This is a genomic window from Gammaproteobacteria bacterium (assembly GCA_029862005.1).
Taxonomy (GTDB): Bacteria; Pseudomonadota; Gammaproteobacteria.
The window spans coordinates 105,639-122,196 of sequence record JAOTYD010000001.1; the positions used below are offsets into that span (position 1 = coordinate 105,639).

The 16,558-nt window shown below is 54.8% G+C and carries 16 protein-coding genes and 1 pseudogene; 4 read left to right on the top strand and 13 right to left on the bottom strand.

Annotated features, from left to right (window positions below; translation table 11 throughout):
- Positions 1–4: 4 nt before the first annotated feature.
- From OES20_00520 to OES20_00555, 8 genes and pseudogenes are all read right to left on the bottom strand, one after another.
- Positions 5–328 carry a type IV pilin protein gene (locus OES20_00520; protein MDH3633163.1) on the bottom strand — a complete coding sequence of 108 codons (324 nt, stop codon included), beginning with the start codon at positions 326–328 and terminating at the stop codon, positions 5–7.
- Positions 326–406 (bottom strand): annotated as a pseudogene (locus OES20_00525) (prepilin-type N-terminal cleavage/methylation domain-containing protein). Before OES20_00525 ends, OES20_00520 begins: the two are co-directional and overlap by 3 nt.
- A gap of 23 nt (positions 407–429) precedes the next feature.
- Positions 430–738, bottom strand: a complete 309-nt coding sequence (locus OES20_00530; GenBank protein MDH3633164.1) for a hypothetical protein — start codon at positions 736–738, stop codon at positions 430–432.
- The gene (locus OES20_00535; protein ID MDH3633165.1) at positions 735–4,229 is read right to left on the bottom strand and encodes a PilC/PilY family type IV pilus protein; all 3,495 of its coding nucleotides are present in this window, start codon (positions 4,227–4,229) and stop codon (positions 735–737) included. The genes OES20_00530 and OES20_00535 overlap by 4 nt, the downstream gene beginning before the upstream one ends.
- Before the next feature lie 26 nt (positions 4,230–4,255).
- Positions 4,256–4,813, bottom strand: a complete 558-nt coding sequence (locus OES20_00540; protein MDH3633166.1) for a PilX N-terminal domain-containing pilus assembly protein — start codon at positions 4,811–4,813, stop codon at positions 4,256–4,258.
- Positions 4,810–5,814, bottom strand: a complete 1,005-nt coding sequence (locus OES20_00545; GenBank protein ID MDH3633167.1) for a PilW family protein — start codon at positions 5,812–5,814, stop codon at positions 4,810–4,812. The genes OES20_00540 and OES20_00545 overlap by 4 nt, the downstream gene beginning before the upstream one ends.
- Positions 5,811–6,287, bottom strand: a complete 477-nt coding sequence (gene pilV / locus OES20_00550; GenBank protein MDH3633168.1) for a type IV pilus modification protein PilV — start codon at positions 6,285–6,287, stop codon at positions 5,811–5,813. Before pilV ends, OES20_00545 begins: the two co-directional genes overlap by 4 nt.
- Positions 6,281–6,790, bottom strand: a complete 510-nt coding sequence (locus tag OES20_00555) for a GspH/FimT family pseudopilin (protein ID MDH3633169.1) — start codon at positions 6,788–6,790, stop codon at positions 6,281–6,283. The genes pilV and OES20_00555 overlap by 7 nt, the downstream gene beginning before the upstream one ends.
- A gap of 131 nt (positions 6,791–6,921) precedes the next feature.
- Between OES20_00555 and trmB the strand changes: the two genes are divergently transcribed.
- Positions 6,922–7,602 carry a tRNA (guanosine(46)-N7)-methyltransferase TrmB gene (gene trmB, locus OES20_00560; protein MDH3633170.1) on the top strand — a complete coding sequence of 227 codons (681 nt, stop codon included), beginning with the start codon at positions 6,922–6,924 and terminating at the stop codon, positions 7,600–7,602.
- Here the strand turns inward: trmB and OES20_00565 are convergent.
- Positions 7,592–9,511, bottom strand: a complete 1,920-nt coding sequence (locus OES20_00565) for an SLC13 family permease (GenBank protein ID MDH3633171.1) — start codon at positions 9,509–9,511, stop codon at positions 7,592–7,594. The genes trmB and OES20_00565 overlap by 11 nt on opposite strands.
- 325 nt (positions 9,512–9,836) lie before the next feature.
- On the opposite strand from OES20_00565, the gene OES20_00570 reads away from it, so the two are divergent.
- Positions 9,837–10,730 (top strand): phosphoribulokinase, encoded by an 894-nt coding sequence (locus OES20_00570; GenBank protein MDH3633172.1) that lies wholly within the window; start codon positions 9,837–9,839, stop codon positions 10,728–10,730.
- A gap of 4 nt (positions 10,731–10,734) precedes the next feature.
- Positions 10,735–11,496: a TatD family hydrolase gene (locus OES20_00575; GenBank protein MDH3633173.1), complete on the top strand. Its 762-nt coding sequence runs from the start codon at positions 10,735–10,737 to the stop codon at positions 11,494–11,496.
- A gap of 196 nt (positions 11,497–11,692) precedes the next feature.
- On the opposite strand, the gene OES20_00580 is transcribed toward OES20_00575, so the two are convergent.
- The 3 genes from OES20_00580 to OES20_00590 are packed head-to-tail and all read right to left on the bottom strand — an operon-like array spanning position 11,693 to position 14,437.
- Positions 11,693–12,451: an SDR family oxidoreductase gene (locus tag OES20_00580; GenBank protein MDH3633174.1), complete on the bottom strand. Its 759-nt coding sequence runs from the start codon at positions 12,449–12,451 to the stop codon at positions 11,693–11,695.
- 22 nt (positions 12,452–12,473) lie between these two features.
- Positions 12,474–13,679, bottom strand: a complete 1,206-nt coding sequence (locus OES20_00585; protein MDH3633175.1) for a TauD/TfdA family dioxygenase — start codon at positions 13,677–13,679, stop codon at positions 12,474–12,476.
- On the bottom strand, positions 13,676–14,437 hold the full coding sequence (locus OES20_00590; protein MDH3633176.1) for an NRDE family protein: 762 nt from the start codon (positions 14,435–14,437) through the stop codon (positions 13,676–13,678). The genes OES20_00585 and OES20_00590 overlap by 4 nt, the downstream gene beginning before the upstream one ends.
- 133 nt (positions 14,438–14,570) lie before the next feature.
- Between OES20_00590 and sbmA the strand changes: the two genes are divergently transcribed.
- Positions 14,571–15,566, top strand: a complete 996-nt coding sequence (gene sbmA, locus OES20_00595) for a peptide antibiotic transporter SbmA (GenBank protein MDH3633177.1) — start codon at positions 14,571–14,573, stop codon at positions 15,564–15,566.
- Here the strand turns inward: sbmA and hemH are convergent.
- Positions 15,563–16,522 carry a ferrochelatase gene (gene hemH / locus OES20_00600; protein MDH3633178.1) on the bottom strand — a complete coding sequence of 320 codons (960 nt, stop codon included), beginning with the start codon at positions 16,520–16,522 and terminating at the stop codon, positions 15,563–15,565. The two genes, sbmA and hemH, sit on opposite strands and share 4 nt — an antisense overlap.
- Between the last annotated feature and the right edge of the window lie 36 nt (positions 16,523–16,558).

Here is a 16,558-nt window from a genome sequence, read left to right on the forward strand (position 1 = left end):
TAGCTTACCAGCATTCAGCGGGGACGGCGCCGGTTCCGGCCTTGACGCCGGTATGGGTCAGTGACAGGCTGGTGCAATCCGTATCGTTTGCCTGGGGCTGACCACCAACCGGGGTTGCGACCAGCGTAAACTGGGTGTTGTTAAGCGTCGTAGCGCTGATCGTGTAGTAGTTGGTAGTCGTGGTAAACGGCAGAATCAGGGTGCAATTGGCGTGGTTGTAAGCGCCGTACAGGCTCTTGCATTTCTCCAGCGTTGCCGCTGCCTGGGTCAATGCCCCGCGACCGTCGGAACGGTTTGCGGCAATAACGTTACCGCCGTAAAAGCTCATGGCGATGGCGCCGAGAATGCCAATAATCGCAAGCACGATCATCAATTCGATCAATGTAAAGCCTTTTGAGTATTTCATAGTATTGCTCTGCATGTAATTGACTAGGACGGTTCCGGAGTATAGTAGATGATCAAATCGACCCAATTGACTCCATTAAGTATCTTGCCCTTTAAATAGATTTCGTCTCCTTTCTTAAAATCCGAAAACTTTTTTCGACTGGCAACACTACTGTGAAGCTTGGCGCCAGAGGCAATTCTGTACACTTGACCATTTACGACAAGCTTGCCAGAACCGATTGAATAGATTCCGCCGGCCTGTTCGAAAGTCTCCTGCGCTTCCGTGGTTGCCCACGGAAGCATCAGAGCCGTAATAACCAGTAGCTGGGTCAGGAAAGATTTAAACTGTTTCATTGGATTAACTCCTGCCACCCGAAGCGGCCGGTTGGGGGTTCTGGAAGCTCAATTACCTTGGACGGTGTTTCCGCGGTATAGGCAATGTCTTCGATAAATACCGGTTCCGGCAGGAAGCCTTCCTGGCGAATCGCGGCAATGGTATCGGTGTTACCCGAACCATCGGACGCCTTGTCGTTGTCATCGATAACACCATCACCGTTAACATCGACCGCGACCTCGTCGGGTGAACCGCCGCTAATCATATCGACGGCAAAGCGATAACCGAAGCCACCGACCGAACAGGGGTCGCTGACCGGGACAAAGCTGTTGAAGAACACGAGTCCGCCCCTTACCACGGGATTGGTCACCGAGCGCTCACCATTAACATCCAGTTCGAAGAACCAGCCGTATTTGCTGCCCAGGTAGTCGACCGCAGTTCGGGTCAGCACGCGTTCGGGCGCATAGGCCGGAATGAAGGTCTGCTCCTGCAGGTCTCCGTCGTCGAGATCGTAATCGCCCCGGTCCCAGACACCGTAGAAGTAGTTGTCATTGATGCTGGCCTTGTCAGCATCAACCAGGTATTGACCTGAACCGAAGTACACCATGACATTCGGCGCATTGGTGCCATCACTCGAGACGGTTGGATGCAAGGCGAGCGTCGGCTTGGAAGTGATTGGCTCATCGCCCTTGGTGGTGAACAACGGCTTGCCGCTGGCATCCGCAAGGTCCCAGGCACCGGGGGAGGAGTTGCTCAGGTCGAACGCCCACATCTGGCCCTTCAAATCGCCGGCATAAACCCGATCGACATCTCCGTCACCGTCGAGATCGGCCAGTGCTGGGGTCGCGAGGCCATTGCGGTCGACGCCGGTCCCACCGGAATTGGTGGTGATTTTGTAGTAGTCAGTACCGAGGATCCAGGCTCCGCCTGTAGTCTTGGCAATGTCAACGATGAAAAGTTTCGCCTTACCATCACCGGTGTCGTTATACCCGTTTCCGAATATCGCAACCCAGGTACCGGCGTTAGTCAACGCGATCTGTGGTCGACTATAGGTGTAACCCATGTCAGCATCATCTGCATTGCTGAATTCCCAAAGTGCGATCTTGTCTGCGTTTACTTCAGAAAAACCACTCGGAACGGTTACATCGAGCGCAAAAATGCCACGCCCGCCACCACGTTGTCCACTGATAAGCACGGTGCTCCATTTGAGACTACTGCCAAGATCGGCATAGATATCGGAAACCGTGGGAGTCAGGTCGTTGTAATACCTGTGACCGTAATTCGGATCGGTCAGGTAGTGTAAACCTGCACTGCTCGCAGTCGAAAACAGGTTGCTGGGAATATAGGCGAGCTTCTCTTCGCCATCTGCCTCGGCAAAACCGTGCAACATGCCGCCGTTGGAACCGGCGTAAACGATGCCGGCCCGGGTCTTGGCCGGACCGTTCTTAAAGTCCGAGTAGCGCTCACCGGGCGCGCTTGGGAAAGGCGCCGTGTCGGGCCAGTTCAGCGCAGGCTCACCGACGAATACCGGGCCGGAATTAACCAGGTCGCTCAGTAACGACAGGCGTTCACGGAAAAAGTATCCGCTACCCTCGTTAGTACGGTCTCCGCGCAGGTACTCAAGGCGCGCCAGGCCGACCGCATCAGGATCAACGCCGCCCGCCGGATTGGTCTTGAGATCATCCTTTTGCAGGGCGCTCAGGTCGGTCCATTGAAACGGCGCACCGTCAGTACCATCGTGGGTCAGGATGGTGCGCGGGTTGGTCACAATATTGCGAGCGTTGAGCTGGTCTGCCGCGGTCCACTCAGGAGTCGGGGAGAGCTCGCCGGTGTCCAGATCGATGATCTTGAAGGCGAATATATTACCTTGCCAGCGGTTGGTATTGAATTGCGCCAGGTAGACTACCGACTGGGTCGTCAGCTTGGCCGAGTTGATCGATACCGCCGCCGCGGTCGCGGTACGTTCCGCGATATCGGCGATTGCCGCATTCAGCGAGTCCTTGAGCTGTTCCGGATCCTGTGCGCTCAGGTACGCACCACGTCCGTTGTAAGCCGCATGCCACATATCGTCAACGGTTGTGTTCGTATTGGCAACCGGTGTCGGCCACCCGGGAAAGCCGACTGCGAGTGGATCATCAACCGTCGGATCGAGCGTGCCGTTCAGACCGAAAGCAATGGTATAGGTCACCAGGTGCTGGTGATCGGCTTCGTCGATGCCGGGTTGAGTCGGTACGTTATCCGCCAGGTCGCCGCGCAAGTCTCGTTCATAATTATACATCGCGACATCGGCCAGGGTGTTGCTGTCGGTATCGGCATAGTTTCCGCCATCGTTGGATTGGGCAGCGTTACCATCGAATATCGTATCATTACTGCCGCCATCACGGTCCCTGTTACCGACATTGGGGCTACCACCATTCCAGAAACCATCCGACATCAGGATGTTGAAGTTTTGCTGACACTCACCACCGCTGGCCGCATCCAGGATCGGCGCACTGCCACCGGTGTCATCAAAGTAATTTCCGGTTGCCAGCAGCGAGGTTCGCGCCGGGGTGCCCTGGCGTTGTGTAACATATTGATAGAGTGTGTCTAGCAGGTCGCGCTTTTTAGCGGCATCACTCATGGTTTCCATGTCTTCCATGTGTCCCGTGTTGAACATGCGCATACCCATGCGTGACGCGTCGGTATTGTTAATGGTGCTACCGATGATCGCCTTGGTTGCATTCATTCTCGAGCGGTAATACTGGAACCAGTTGGCAAAATTCTGCATTTCCGTCGTACCGGCGGCAATCGTTACCCGGTGTGCGGCAATATCAGCTGGCAGGGTGAAGTCGGTGTCTTCGATAATACCATCGCCATCACCGTCGGTCGGGGCCCAGGTATAGTAAACCGGGATCCACTGCGTGACGGTCGCGCCCATATTAGGCGAGGCAGGATCAGTACCGCAGTTAAAGGGCTCGGTATAGAGGTGCGGTACTGTCAGATCGATACTTTCGCCACCCGGATTGTCGGGATGCTCCAGCGCATTGGTCGGATCCGCATCGAGATACATCGGCGAACCATCCGCCTTGGTACCAGGCCAGGGCTCGTAGGTGATGTTGGGATTATAATAATTCCGGTTCGCGAGGTGGGTACGAACGATCCATGCCCGGTCCCATTCGGGAATGACGCCGTTGGTGAACGGCGGCACCATGAAGTACTCCCGGCAGGGGTCATACAGATTATTAAACGTCGGGGTGTAATAAGCGCGACGTCGGGTATCGATAATCGGCAAGCCACCACTCGGAGCGGCTGAAGGGGGAGAGATGCTCGAAGCCGCCTGCATCGGATTCCAGTCCATACTGCCCGAGTCATCGAGCGTGAAATACACGTTGGGCTCGACGATGGTGGACAGGAACAGGGGTGCTGTCGCCAGCGTGCCTGGTCCGGCATAAGCCGACTGGATTGTTGACATACTGAAGACCGTGGTTGAAACGATCACTGCAAGTCCCTTACAAAGTTTTTTGGTAAACATGGCTCTTATCCTAGTAAAAATATGTGTTATGGCTTGTCTTTGCCAAAGTACGACTGCACGTATCGGAACGAATTACCGGTCAGTCCCACGCCGCGCGTGGTCGAACGGTAAATCGATACGGTCTTGCCGGTCTGTTGTGTTCCATAGCCCCCGATATTGACTGCGGCCAGGGGGTTTTGTGAGCGGTCTCCCAGGTATTCGATCATGTATCTTGGTTGTTCATAAGCATCCAGCGAGGTCGTGGATGTTTGTGATGCCGTGGTCCAGGTAGTGTCATCGAAGTAATTCGGACTGTAGTAAGTCGCATCGCTGGCCATTACCGTATACAGTCCCAATGCATTGTTGGGGCCGGTATTTTCAAAATCTGCATTCGTGTTCGAGGCTTCGATAAAATCCTCGGCACTGTCAAGGCCAATTTCGGCCGCCTGAAACATGAGCCCGGTCTCGCGCTGGTTACCCGCCATGGCGAGATCCGTGGTCGTGCGCTGAATTGAAGTCAGGCCGAGCATGGTGAGGCTGACGAGGATAATCAAACTGACTACCAGTGCGACGCCTTGCTGTTTTTGTCGGTTAAAATAAATCATGATGAACCTATGCGATTACGCAGTGCGATAGTGGTCGTAAAAACCTGGCGCAGCCGACGATCGGCCGGCGTGGTTGTTACGCCGTTATAAGAATAAACCTGGGGGTCGTCAGCCACGAAATCGTCGATCGACTGCAACAGCAGCATGATTCTGACCGATACCACGTTCTGGAAATTGGGCCCGACGTTATTCGAGGTTACGTATTGATTCGGAAACTGGTCGTTGTCGCTGTCGATGCCGTACAGGACCTGCATGCTTTGCACACCCTCAACCAGTTCCTGGGCTGCCCCGTTAAACTCCTGGCGAAACAGCGCGGGTAAGCCGCTGGCGCCGGCACCGATGGAATAGGTGACGGTTTGCAGTTCGATGACCATCGCGTCGTTTTCGAATTGCTGGCTCTTGTTCGCGCCCAGGCTAATCAGGCGCTGGTCTGAAGTCGTTCCGGGGACGACGCCCGTTACCGGCAGAATATCGGCCTCGGCTTCGATCAACAGGTCATTCTCCCCGCAGCGCGCTACCAGGATAAGATCGCCGGCACCGATCGTATTAATCGTATCGGTGTAAATTCTTTGATCCGTTGCGGCAAGGAAAGGCGCCTCAACATTGGTCTGGCCCGGCTTGCCGCCGCGAATGATCAACGTGTCCGAGCCGTTAAGACCGGTATCGTTGGTGCCCTGGATCGCTTCCTCGCCGAGGAAATCGTGAAAGTCTGTGTCGTAGCCAGTTACATTGCCGGCGTTTAACGCGTCGTTAATGTTGTCGGTGTCAGCCGGGTTGAAAGAGATGCATCCCCATTGATTGGTGAGACGCAGGTCCTGGCTCATCGAGTCGAGCGCAAAGCGGCCGTTTTCCTGGATTTCGGCGAGTGCATTGGTAAAGGCGAAAGTGGCCTTGTTGCCGACATACACTTGCACGATACCAGCCAGCAGGAACAGGCTGATGACAAGCGCAACCAGTATCTCGACCAGGGAAATACCCATTTGTTTGCTGAAGCGTCTCATTGTGCCACCACCAGTGTGTAACAGGTTAAATCACCCGAATTCGTTGGATCACAACCGGTGCCGGTTGCGCCGGTGCCATCATCATCCCACATGACATTGATCAACAATCCATCGGCGTTGCTGCCGATGATGCCGCGTCCAGCGGGAAGATTGCCAACCATGGTTGCCCAGTCCGCGATATCAGCGGTCACCATTTGTGCATTGGAGCAGTTATTGGTGATGCAATCCTGGGGAGCACTGCTGGCAGTGTCGGCGCCATCGTAAGTCGTGAACTCACTGATATTGGCCCGAATCCGGTCTGACATGTTATACGCCATCCAGACAGCCTGGCTGTGATTAAGCGAGCTGGAATTCTGGCTCATCGCGGTAATCTGCAACGATGCAATACCGAGTAAACCAACCGAAATCACGAGCAATGCAATCATTGCTTCGATCAGGGTTACGCCCTGCTGGATTTGTTTCTTGATTAACATGCTGAACCATCCTGGAGCCTGACGCGACCGGTATTGGAAATAGAAATGGTTTTGCCATACGGGCCGCTACGATTGTCACAAAGCTGAAAGCTGCCGGTGGAAGTGGCAAATCCGCGATAGTCGTAGGTGACCTGGCTTGCAAACGTGGTTGGCGTCAGAGTCTGGCTGGTGTTCAGCGCCTGCTGGGCGCGCAGCACTTCTTCAGACGCATCAAAGGTATTGCTGCCGTCGGCGTCGATGTAAATTATCCAGCCATCTTCCCAGTTGTTGCCACCGGTGCAGGTCGCTGCATCGTTGCTGACGCAGATGGAGACCTGCTGGCTTCGCTTGACCGCTTCACTGCGGGCGTAAGCCAGGTGACCGATGATGGTGTTGATGTTCGTGACCAGCCGGTCGTTCTGGTTAAAAGTTGACATCGACGGTATCGCGATCGCCATGACGACAGATATCATCGTAACCGTCAGAACCAACTCCAATAATGTAAAACCTGAATTCTTTTTCATGCTTGTATCCTAATTCAATCGGGAGAAAAGTCTGCTTAAACAAGATAGGGTATGAAAAAGCACCGATAAACGGTACATAGCTCTAAAAACCGTTAAAATCAAGCACCTACAAGTTGAGAAGCGTGTCACAAATGTCCACCGACAAGCAGTATCCGCGTTCGATCAGAAGCTTTGTTCGCCGGCGCGGTCGCATGACCGATGCGCAGAAAAATGCGATCCAGCTATATTGGCCTTCATACGGTCTGGAGTTTCAGCAAAACGGGCTGGAATTGCCCGCCGGATTCGATGCGCTGAAACTTGAAATCGGCATCGGTAACGGTGATGCGTTACTCCATATGGCCGAGGCAGACCGCAGCAGCCTGTATATCGGGGTTGAAGTGCATACCCCGGGTGTAGGGCGCTGCCTGAACCGCATCCACCAGATGGCGCTGGCCAACGTACGCCTGGTCATGCACGATGCAGTCGAAGTGCTCGAATATATGATTACGCCCGGGACGCTGGACCGAATCCTGCTGTTTTTCCCGGATCCCTGGCATAAAAAACGCCATCACAAGCGGCGTATCGTCAATCAACACTTCCGTGATCTGGTTTACCGGGACCTGAAACCGGGCGCGTCGATCCACGTGGCGACCGACTGGCAGGACTATGCCGAGTCCATCGCGGCGCAGTTTCTGGCGGATGCCCGTTTTTCAAATGAGGGTGATGACAGCGGTTACGCTGAACGCCCGGCCTACCGGGGGCAAACACGCTTCGAGCAACGTGGCCTCAGGCTCGGGCACGGTGTCTGCGACCTGGTGTTCACTAAAAAATAAGATTCATCATCACCAGCATGACGACGATGAACAGGATACTCATAAAAATACCGGCCCGCATAAAATCCGGCACCCGGTAGCCGCCGGGGCCTTTTATCAGCGCATTGACCTGGTGAGTGGGTATCAGGAAAGAATTGGAGGTCGCCAGTGCCACGGTGAGTGCAAATACCGCGGGATTGGCGTCGGCACCGATGGCAATGTTAACTGCTAATGGCACCAGCAAGACGGTGGCCCCCACATTCGACATTACCAGTGTGAAAAAGGTTGCCAGCAGGGCGACCGCCGCCTGGATCACCCAGATCGGCATGTCGCCGACCACCAGCAGGGTTTGTTCGGCGATCCACTTCGCGGTACCGCTGGTTTCGACGGCGAGCCCGAGTGGAATCAGGCTGGCCAGCAGGAAGACGGTACTCCAGGACACCGATTCATAGGCTTCCTCTATTTTAAGTACACCTGAAATAATCATGCCGATGGCGCCGGTCATCAGCGCAATCGAGAGTCGTAAATCGGTAAACAACACCATGAACAGTGCCAGCGAGAAAAAAAACGTGGCCCAGCCGACCTTGTTGGGGCGCGTATGTTCGCGCGGATACTCCGACGTGACGATAACAAAATTGCGATCACGTTCGAGATGAGCCAGGGTTCTCCAGGTGGTGTGGGCCAGAATAGTGTCGCCGGCCTCGAGCGGCATGTCGCGAATGTTGTCACCTTCGACCATGGTTTCGCCATCGCGATACAGGGCCACCATCGCAATTCCGTAGGTCTTGCGCATCCAGACCTCGAGTGCCGATTTACCGATCAGGGCCGAACCGGGTGGGATTACGATTTCGGCGACACCTGCCTGTGTCGACGACAATACCTCGGAGAACACTTTTAGTCCCTTCTGGATATTCAAGCCATAGGCGTCGACGAAATCCTTTAAATGGGCCGGGGAGCAAAGTATTCCGATTGTGGAGTTGGCGGCAAACTCGACATCACGCGATAGATCACCTCGACCTGCGCGCATACCAGCACCAGCTGCCTTGATCGCAACGATACGGATCTTGTTGACCGATTCGATATCATTGAGTGTCTCGCCAACCAGCGGGCTGTCCTCGGGAATATTGACTTCGAAGGTCAGGTAATCAACCCCGTAGACCTCTTCCAGGTACTTGGTGCTGCCGGCAACGGCAGTGGAAGATTCGTGGGTGATTGTTGGCAGCACGTACTTGCCGGCCAGCATGAAGTAAATAATACCGGTTGCCACCAGTGCCAGCCCGATTGGAGTGACCGAGAACAGTTCCCAGGTCTGCATTTGCTGGTCCTGTGGCAGGGCCACGTTCGAGGTCAGGATCAAGTCATTCAGCAGAATTAACGGGGAAGACCCTACCATCGTAACGGTGCCGCCGAGAATCGCAGTAAAGCCCATTGGCATCAGCAAACGCGACATCGGCAGGTTGGAGCGCGCCGAAATGCGGCTCACCACCGGCAGGAACAGCGCGGCAGCGCCGACATTCTGCATGAACGAAGAAATGATTCCGACCGTCCCCGAGACAATCGGAATTATGCGGTTCTCGGAACTCCCGCCGATCCTTAGAATGAATCCCGCGACCGTGCCCATCATCCCGGTCTTGTCGAGGCCCGCGCCGATAATCATGACCGCGATGATCGATATCACCGCATTACTGGCGAAGCCGTCAAACAGGTGCTGGGTATCGACCAGCCCCTGTTCCAGTCCCATTGAAGGGGCCAGCAAGGAAGTCAGGCCGAGTATCACCATGATCGTAATCGCGGTTTCATCGACACTGACGATTTCGAAAACAAACAGGTATATGGTAAAGAGCAGTATGCCCGTGACCCAGGCAATGTCGGAGCTGGGGGCCAGGTCGGTTATAAACCAGCCAAACTCGACAAAAATTATTCCGGCAATCCACTTTACGCTGCGCAGTTTTTTGAGTTTGACTTTTTTAAGCCTGACCCTGAGTATTCTTGTTAATCTGCTCAAGTGTTGGTCGAATCCTCACTAAATTACTACCAGTCGGGGTTACTGTTCCCGCTGGTCCTGCATCGATGTTGCTTATCTGTTTGAATCCAGTAGTGCTAAAGATTTTAGCGCTGACAAGATGAGACAGGAATATCCAAATGAGTGTACACAATATTACCACCAGCCACAAAGACAGACCCGGTTTGCCCGTCACCCTGGTCGAGTATAATAAGTGCCGGAATCTGCAAGGAATTTGACCAGGATTTAAATCATGTCGAAAAAACATCCCGTCATCGTCATCACCGGTTCCTCCGGTGCCGGAACCACGACGGTTAAAAAGGCACTGGAAGCGATTTTTTATCGACAAAAGTTAACACCCGTCGTCATCGAAGGTGACAGCTTTCATCGCTATGATCGTGAAGGCATGCAGCAGAAAGTGATTGAAGCCAATCGCGCCGGCGTCAACTTTAGTCATTTCGGGGAAGCGGCTAACCAGTTTGAGAAACTGGAACAGTTGTTTAGAGTCTATGGTGAAACGGGCGGCGGCCAGAAAAGGTATTACCTGCACGATAAGGAAGAGGCGCAACAGCACGCTAAACGCCTCGGTATCAGGCTCGCGGCAGGGCAATTTACCCCCTGGGAAGATATCGAGTCCGGCACTGATCTATTGTTTTACGAAGGACTGCACGGACTCGTTAAAACCGCAAACGTGGACATGACGCGCTACGTTGATCTGAAGGTGGGGGTGGTTCCCGTGGTCAACCTCGAGTGGATCCAGAAAATTCACCGTGACAGTGCCGAACGGGGATATAGCCAGGACGAGGTTGTCGATAATATTTTGCGTCGCATGCCGGACTACGTGAAACATATCACGCCCCAGTTTTCGGAAACGGATATCAACTTCCAGCGCGTGGCCACGGTAGATACCTCGAATCCGTTCATCGCGCGAGACATTCCAACACTGGACGAAAGCTTTGTCGTGATTCGCTTCAGGAAGCCTGACATACGCAATACCGATTTTACCAACCTGCTGTCCATGATCAGCGGTGCCTTTATGTCGAGGCGCAACACGATCGTGGTGCCCGGCGGGAAAATGGGCATGGCTATGGAAATTATTCTGACCCCGATTATCCGTGATTTGATCAATCGCCGACACGAGGTATGAAATCATGGAGTTGATTGACAGTCACTGCCATCTTGATGATGACCGCTTTGATAGTCGTCGTGAAGATGTCATTGCACAGGCCACGGCCGTCAATGTGACGCGCATGGTTATTCCGGCGACCACCGCTAATCGTTGGGAAAAAGTAAAACAGGTTTGCGAAGGCAGAGACGGGCTATACCCTGCATACGGATTGCATCCGATGTTTATCGAACAGCACCAGGCCAACCATTTACGTGAACTCGACGAATGGCTGGAACGCGAGCAGCCGGTCGCGGTGGGCGAATGCGGCATCGACTTCTATGCGTCACGGGTCGATGAAAAATGGCAGCTGCAGTTATTCACCGAGCAACTGCAGCTAGCCAATAACCACCATCTACCGGTGATCGTGCACGTGCGCAAGGCTATGGATGAAGTCATCAGCCTGGTGCGCAAACAGGCCCGGTTTGGCGGCGTCGTACACAGTTTCTCGGGCAGCCAGCAGCAGGCACAGCAACTGTATGACACGGGATTCAAGCTGGGCATTGCCGCAACCTTGAGTTTTGAGCGGGCGCAGAAGTTGCGCAGGGTGGTCGCCGCGATGCCGAAGGATGCCCTGTTAATCGAGTCCGATGCACCCGATCAGCCGGGCGCCGAGCACCGCGGTGAACTGAACGAGCCGGCGTTTATCGTCGATCACCTGCAAACCATGGCTGAATTGCGCAACTGCGGCGTCGAAGACCTCGCCGTCACCCTCACCCGCAACACCGAATCTCTCTTTAATATATAAAGCTCACCAAAGCCACCCCCGGGGATAAGCCACAAAAGGCGCTCCCAACCGGCGCTGGCGCCGGTTGGTCCATCCATGGAATCGCTTGGAGCGCGGCATCCCTGCCGCGCTACACTTTTGCGGCTTATCCCCGGAGGTGCCTTCGGTTGCCGGCTTGAAACGATTTAGTCATCTTACTTTTGAGGTTGAATAGAGCTCAGGGGCTGACCCAGCCACCGCAGATGTCGAGGATTGCGCCGGTGGCGTAGGATGACTTGTCGGACAGCAGGAACATCGCACCGTTGGCTATTTCGGCCACCTCGGCCGGACGCCCCAGCGGCACCTGTGGCAATACCCAGTCGAGCCATTCGGGATGTTCCTTTGCGTACTCGGTACTGATTTCCGTCATCGTGACACCGGGTCGCAGGCAGTTCACCCGTATGCCCTGGTCAGCCTGCTCCTTGGCGAGACCGACCGTAAACGTATCGATTGCAGCCTTGGAGGCTGCATAGTCGATGTAGCTGAAGGGTCCGCCGTGCCTGGACGCGGCCGACGAAACGTTGACGATCGAGCCGCCGCCGCCGCCGTGACGTTTCGCCATGCGCCTGATTGCGTGCTTGGCGCAGGTAAAAGCCCCCAGTACGTTGATATCGAAAACCCGCCTCGACACCGCGGCATCCATTTCATCGACTCGCGTGCCGCCCCCGTTGATAGCGGCATTGTTGACGAGCCCGGTTAGAGGCCCCAGTTCAAGGTCGATGCGTTCGAACATCCTGATGACTTCATCCTCGTTGGCGACGTTTGCCTGCAGCGCAATCGCAATGCCTCCGCGCTGACGAATCTCGGCAACCACGCGATCGGCTTCATCCTCGGAATGGGCATAGTTGATACAGACCTTCCAGCCGTCGGCCGCCGCCTGGCGACAAATCTCGGCCCCGATGCCGCGGCTGCTGCCGGTTACCAGCAATACTTTCATTTTGATTTCACTGCAGCTTCATTCATCTTCGTCCCCGGTATCCAAAGGATCCGTAAGCCCCCCGCAGCAGCGGGCTATCGTCTCGCGCAAGCCCGAGCCGATCGGCAATGATACGCAGGCTGGAATAAAAATCGCCACGCTCGATTTGAACCCACTGTAACCAGCGTTGACCGTTTATCGACAGGTCGCTGCGCCCGTGTAAAATCCGGTGATTATCAAATATTGCAATATCACCCGGCTGCAGGGTAATTTTCATCATCAGCTTGTCGTCTTCGGCAAGCCCGAGCAGGTACAGCAGGCCTCGATAAAAGACTGCAACCTGGTCGGGTGGAATCGACAGGGGTGCCGCGACGCGATCATTCAAGCGGATTCCGCAGAGGTTGCCGAACTCGTCGACGCTTAGAATCGGAAACTCGGCGATCAGATCGACGTCGTTTTCGAAATGACGCCGGTAGGATTGTGCATGGGTGCATAGCGCCTCAAATCCGTCCGGGTCCCTGGCCCGTAATTGCTCCGCGATTTCGAAACCGTCCATGAAGAGCGATGATCCGGCTCCGGTCTGATCGTGGGCAATGCAGTGAAACAATAGCAATCCGGGAGGCGAAGCCCGGTAAGGTTCATCGGTATGCAGCTTGAGCGCTTTGATATCGTTCGCGATGCTGCGCCTGCCTGGATCGAAAACCAGGTCCTGTACGCGCCCGAAATTGGATTCCTGGGGGAAGCCGAAGCGTCGTGCAAATGCCTCCACGACCCCGGGCTCGGTGGGTGCATTCTGTAGCAGGCAAATTCCGCTATCGCGAACCTGTTGCAGCACCTGTAGCAGGACTGCATCGTCATCTTCGAGCCCGGCGTAATCAAAGCGAGGCGGTGCGTCACGAAAATCCTGGTCCCAGAGCCTGGGTTTAAACACGCGCGCCTCGCGTGCGGTCATGTTGCCGGCATGCACGTGCAACCAGGGCGCGGTAAAAGTCGAGCGGTGGCTGTCAGGCCAGCTGACCGTGAGCAGGTCGGGTTCTAGCGCGAGTGCGCCGGGCATGATGTCGAGATCGAGCGCAGTCAGGCGCAGGTTTCGATAACCGATTGCGGGATCGCCGCAGGATTCACAGCGGCAGTTATCACGCAGCCAGAGCGGGTGAAAGATGCTGCTGCTGGAATCGCTCCAGACTACCTCCACCATTCCGTTGTCGAGGTTGGCGTAGCGCAGTTGAGGAACGGTATTGCTGATCACTGGGTTAGCTCGAATAATTCCTCGACAAGCTTACCGCGATGCTCCGCGTCAGGATAGTTTTGTTCCTTGAAATTAATCCGGTTATTGGTCCCGATAGTCACCACGCTACAAGCACGGGTGCCATACTCGGAGGAGCGGATAAACCGGCTCGATAACATGCGTTCAATATCGAGAGTTACACCGGTACTCGGCAGTTCATGGTCCTGCGCAATCTGGTGGTCGGTGAGTATTTCCATGAGTTCTGCGGTATCAATATCGCCACTGAGCAAGTTCTCGAGTTCGGCCTTGCCCGAGCTGAGCTTGGGCCAGGGTTCGTCGAATCCTCCGTTGCTGATACCGTAAACGCCGGGTTCGATCCTGTGGATTCCGTGATCCCGGTTCGAATAAAACCAGAGTCCCGCTGGATTCCCCAGTAGCAGGTTGAATCCCGCGAAATCCTGGTCGTGCCGCGAAAGTCGGTGCAGATAATCCTCGGGTTGCTCATTTGCAGCGAGGTAATCTCGAGTCAGGTCACCCCGAGACTTTTTGCCCGCGCGCATACCGCCGGGTTCGCGCACGTTGGTGACCGCGGCGATATGGCCCTGGCGATTAACCCCGAGCCAGGTGCCTCCGGCCTCGAGGTCGCGCCCGGCAAAAATTTCTGCGTCATCCCACCAGTGCGCGTCCCGGGTGAGTCGTACGTAGTACTCGTCACGATTGGCGATCAGGATCAGCGGATATTCGGGATGCTGTTGGTAGGCAAACAGGATCAGGCACATGAGCGCGAAGTATAAAGGATTCGGTTATTAATTCGCTGTTATAATGCCGCGCTTCGAGGTATTTAGTCTTCAGATTTGCAACTCGCGGGTTGTCTGGATGTCTGCCCTATAACATTAAATAAAGAGGAATCCGATGTTTCGCTCATTTTTCATGAACAAGAGTTGGCTGCACTGGTCACTGGCGGGATCGATCGTAATTTTATGGTCGATTTGGTACCAGGTCGATCTGTCGGTACAAATTAACGACTGGTATGGTGAGTTTTACAATATGATCCAGAAAGCCCTGTCTGCGCCCAACCAGATTACCCTCAATGAATTCTTCAGCGTCATGACGGGTTTCCTCAAGCTGGCTTCTTTCTGGATCCTGATTCAGGTCGGGACTTCGTTTTTCACGAGTCATTACGTGTTTCGCTGGCGCACCGCGATGAACAACTTTTACATGCAGAACTGGCCCGTGTTGCGCAAGGTAGAAGGGGCCGCACAGCGGGTGCAGGAAGACACCATGCGCTTCGCCAGCATCGTTGAAAGCCTCGGTGTTCATTTTTTTCGCTCGATACTGACCCTGATTGCTTTTTTACCGATCCTGTTCGAGTTGAGCAAACATATTACTGAATTACCCTGGATCGGCCCGGTCGAACATTCATTAATCTATATTGCCATCCTGTCGGCTATTTTCGGAACCGTGGTGGTGGCACTGGTCGGTATTAAGCTGCCGGGACTTGAATTCAACAACCAGCTGGTCGAAGCCGCCTACCGCAAGGAACTGGTTTACGGCGAGGACCACGAAGACCGGGCGGAACCGCTCACCGTGGTGGAGCTGTTCGGCCATGTCAGAAAGAATTACTATCGACTTTATCTGCACTACGGATATTTTAATTTCGCACGCTTCGCCTATATCCAGTACAGCGTGCTGTTGCCACTGATTGCGATGGGGCCGACCATCGTTGCGGGAGCGATTACCTTTGGCCTGTTCCGGCAGATTACGAACGCGTTCGAGCAAGTGGAAAGCTCGTTCCAGTACCTTGTGAATTCGTGGTCGACCATTGTCGAGCTGATCTCGATCTACAAGCGATTGCAGGCGTTCGAGTCGAATATCAAAACTGCGGCCCTTTCTGAAGCGCCGGCCTAGGTGAGGTGAGGTTCGACCAGCTGGCGCATCATTTCGATGTGAGCGTCGCGGTCGTTGAGCGCATGGATATAGCTGAACTGCTCGCCGCCGAGTTCGATAAACTCGTTGCGGTACTCGACCTCGATCTCATCCAGGGTTTCGAGGCAGTCTGAAGAGAATCCGGGGCAAACGACATCAACTGCCTTGATGCCGCGCGCAACCAGTCGCTGCAGCATGTCTGAGGTATAGGGCTGGATCCAGGCCTGCTTGCCGAAACGCGATTGGTAACCGATCGACCAGTCGGATTCGCCGAGTCCGAGGCTGGCCGCCAGCAGGTTGGCCGTTTTTTCACATTGTGCCTGGTAGGGGTCGCCACGGTCGACGTTCGCCTGCGGTAGACCGTGAAAGGACATCAGCAGATGCCTTTGCCCTTGCTGCCAGTGCTCACGAATCGATTCGGCCAGCGCCTCGATATAGGCCGGGTGATCGGGGTAATAACCGACGAACTCGAGCGCCGGCGTGAAGTCCAGGTTTTTCAGTGTGTTTATTAAATGCTTGTAGCTGGTCGCGGTTGTCGTCACCGAGTACTGGGGATAAAGCGGCAGCACTACCAGCTTGTCGATCCCGGCATCGCGCAGCAGGCGCAGTACCGATTCGTAAGAGGGGTTGCCATAGCGCATCGCGAGGTCGACGTGCGCCTGTTCAAGTAGTTTTTGCTGCAATGCCGCGCGCTGTTTGTTTGAGTATGCCATCAACGGGGAGCCTGCTTCACTCCAGACCCGGCTGTAGGCTTGCAGTGTTTTACCGCTTCGTAGCGGCAGGATAATGCCGTAAAGTAATGGCAACCAGAAAATGCTGGGCAGCCGAACCACCAGTGGATCAGAAAGAAATTCCTTCAGGAATCGCTTCACCGAGGCTCGTTCAAGGCGGTCCGGTGTTCCAAGGTTGGTCAGCAGAACCGCGATTTTGGCGGACATGGTGAATGGCTCGAGTGCAAAAACGTCGCTAGTTTA

Bases quoted from the DNA above. Each gene is read 5' to 3' on its own strand.
- OES20_00520 (MDH3633163.1), bottom strand. From the start codon at position 328: ATGAGCTTTTACGGCGGTAACGTTATTGCCGCAAACCGTTCCGACGGT.
- OES20_00530 (MDH3633164.1), bottom strand. From the start codon at position 738: ATGAAACAGTTTAAATCTTTCCTGACCCAGCTACTGGTTATTACGGCT.
- OES20_00535 (MDH3633165.1), bottom strand. From the start codon at position 4,229: ATGTTTACCAAAAAACTTTGTAAGGGACTTGCAGTGATCGTTTCAACC.
- OES20_00540 (MDH3633166.1), bottom strand. From the start codon at position 4,813: ATGATTTATTTTAACCGACAAAAACAGCAAGGCGTCGCACTGGTAGTC.
- OES20_00545 (MDH3633167.1), bottom strand. From the start codon at position 5,814: ATGAGACGCTTCAGCAAACAAATGGGTATTTCCCTGGTCGAGATACTG.
- pilV (MDH3633168.1), bottom strand. From the start codon at position 6,287: ATGTTAATCAAGAAACAAATCCAGCAGGGCGTAACCCTGATCGAAGCA.
- OES20_00555 (MDH3633169.1), bottom strand. From the start codon at position 6,790: ATGAAAAAGAATTCAGGTTTTACATTATTGGAGTTGGTTCTGACGGTT.
- trmB (MDH3633170.1), top strand. From the start codon at position 6,922: ATGTCCACCGACAAGCAGTATCCGCGTTCGATCAGAAGCTTTGTTCGC.
- OES20_00570 (MDH3633172.1), top strand. From the start codon at position 9,837: ATGTCGAAAAAACATCCCGTCATCGTCATCACCGGTTCCTCCGGTGCC.
- OES20_00575 (MDH3633173.1), top strand. From the start codon at position 10,735: ATGGAGTTGATTGACAGTCACTGCCATCTTGATGATGACCGCTTTGAT.
- OES20_00580 (MDH3633174.1), bottom strand. From the start codon at position 12,451: ATGAAAGTATTGCTGGTAACCGGCAGCAGCCGCGGCATCGGGGCCGAG.
- OES20_00590 (MDH3633176.1), bottom strand. From the start codon at position 14,437: ATGTGCCTGATCCTGTTTGCCTACCAACAGCATCCCGAATATCCGCTG.
- sbmA (MDH3633177.1), top strand. From the start codon at position 14,571: ATGTTTCGCTCATTTTTCATGAACAAGAGTTGGCTGCACTGGTCACTG.
- hemH (MDH3633178.1), bottom strand. From the start codon at position 16,522: ATGTCCGCCAAAATCGCGGTTCTGCTGACCAACCTTGGAACACCGGAC.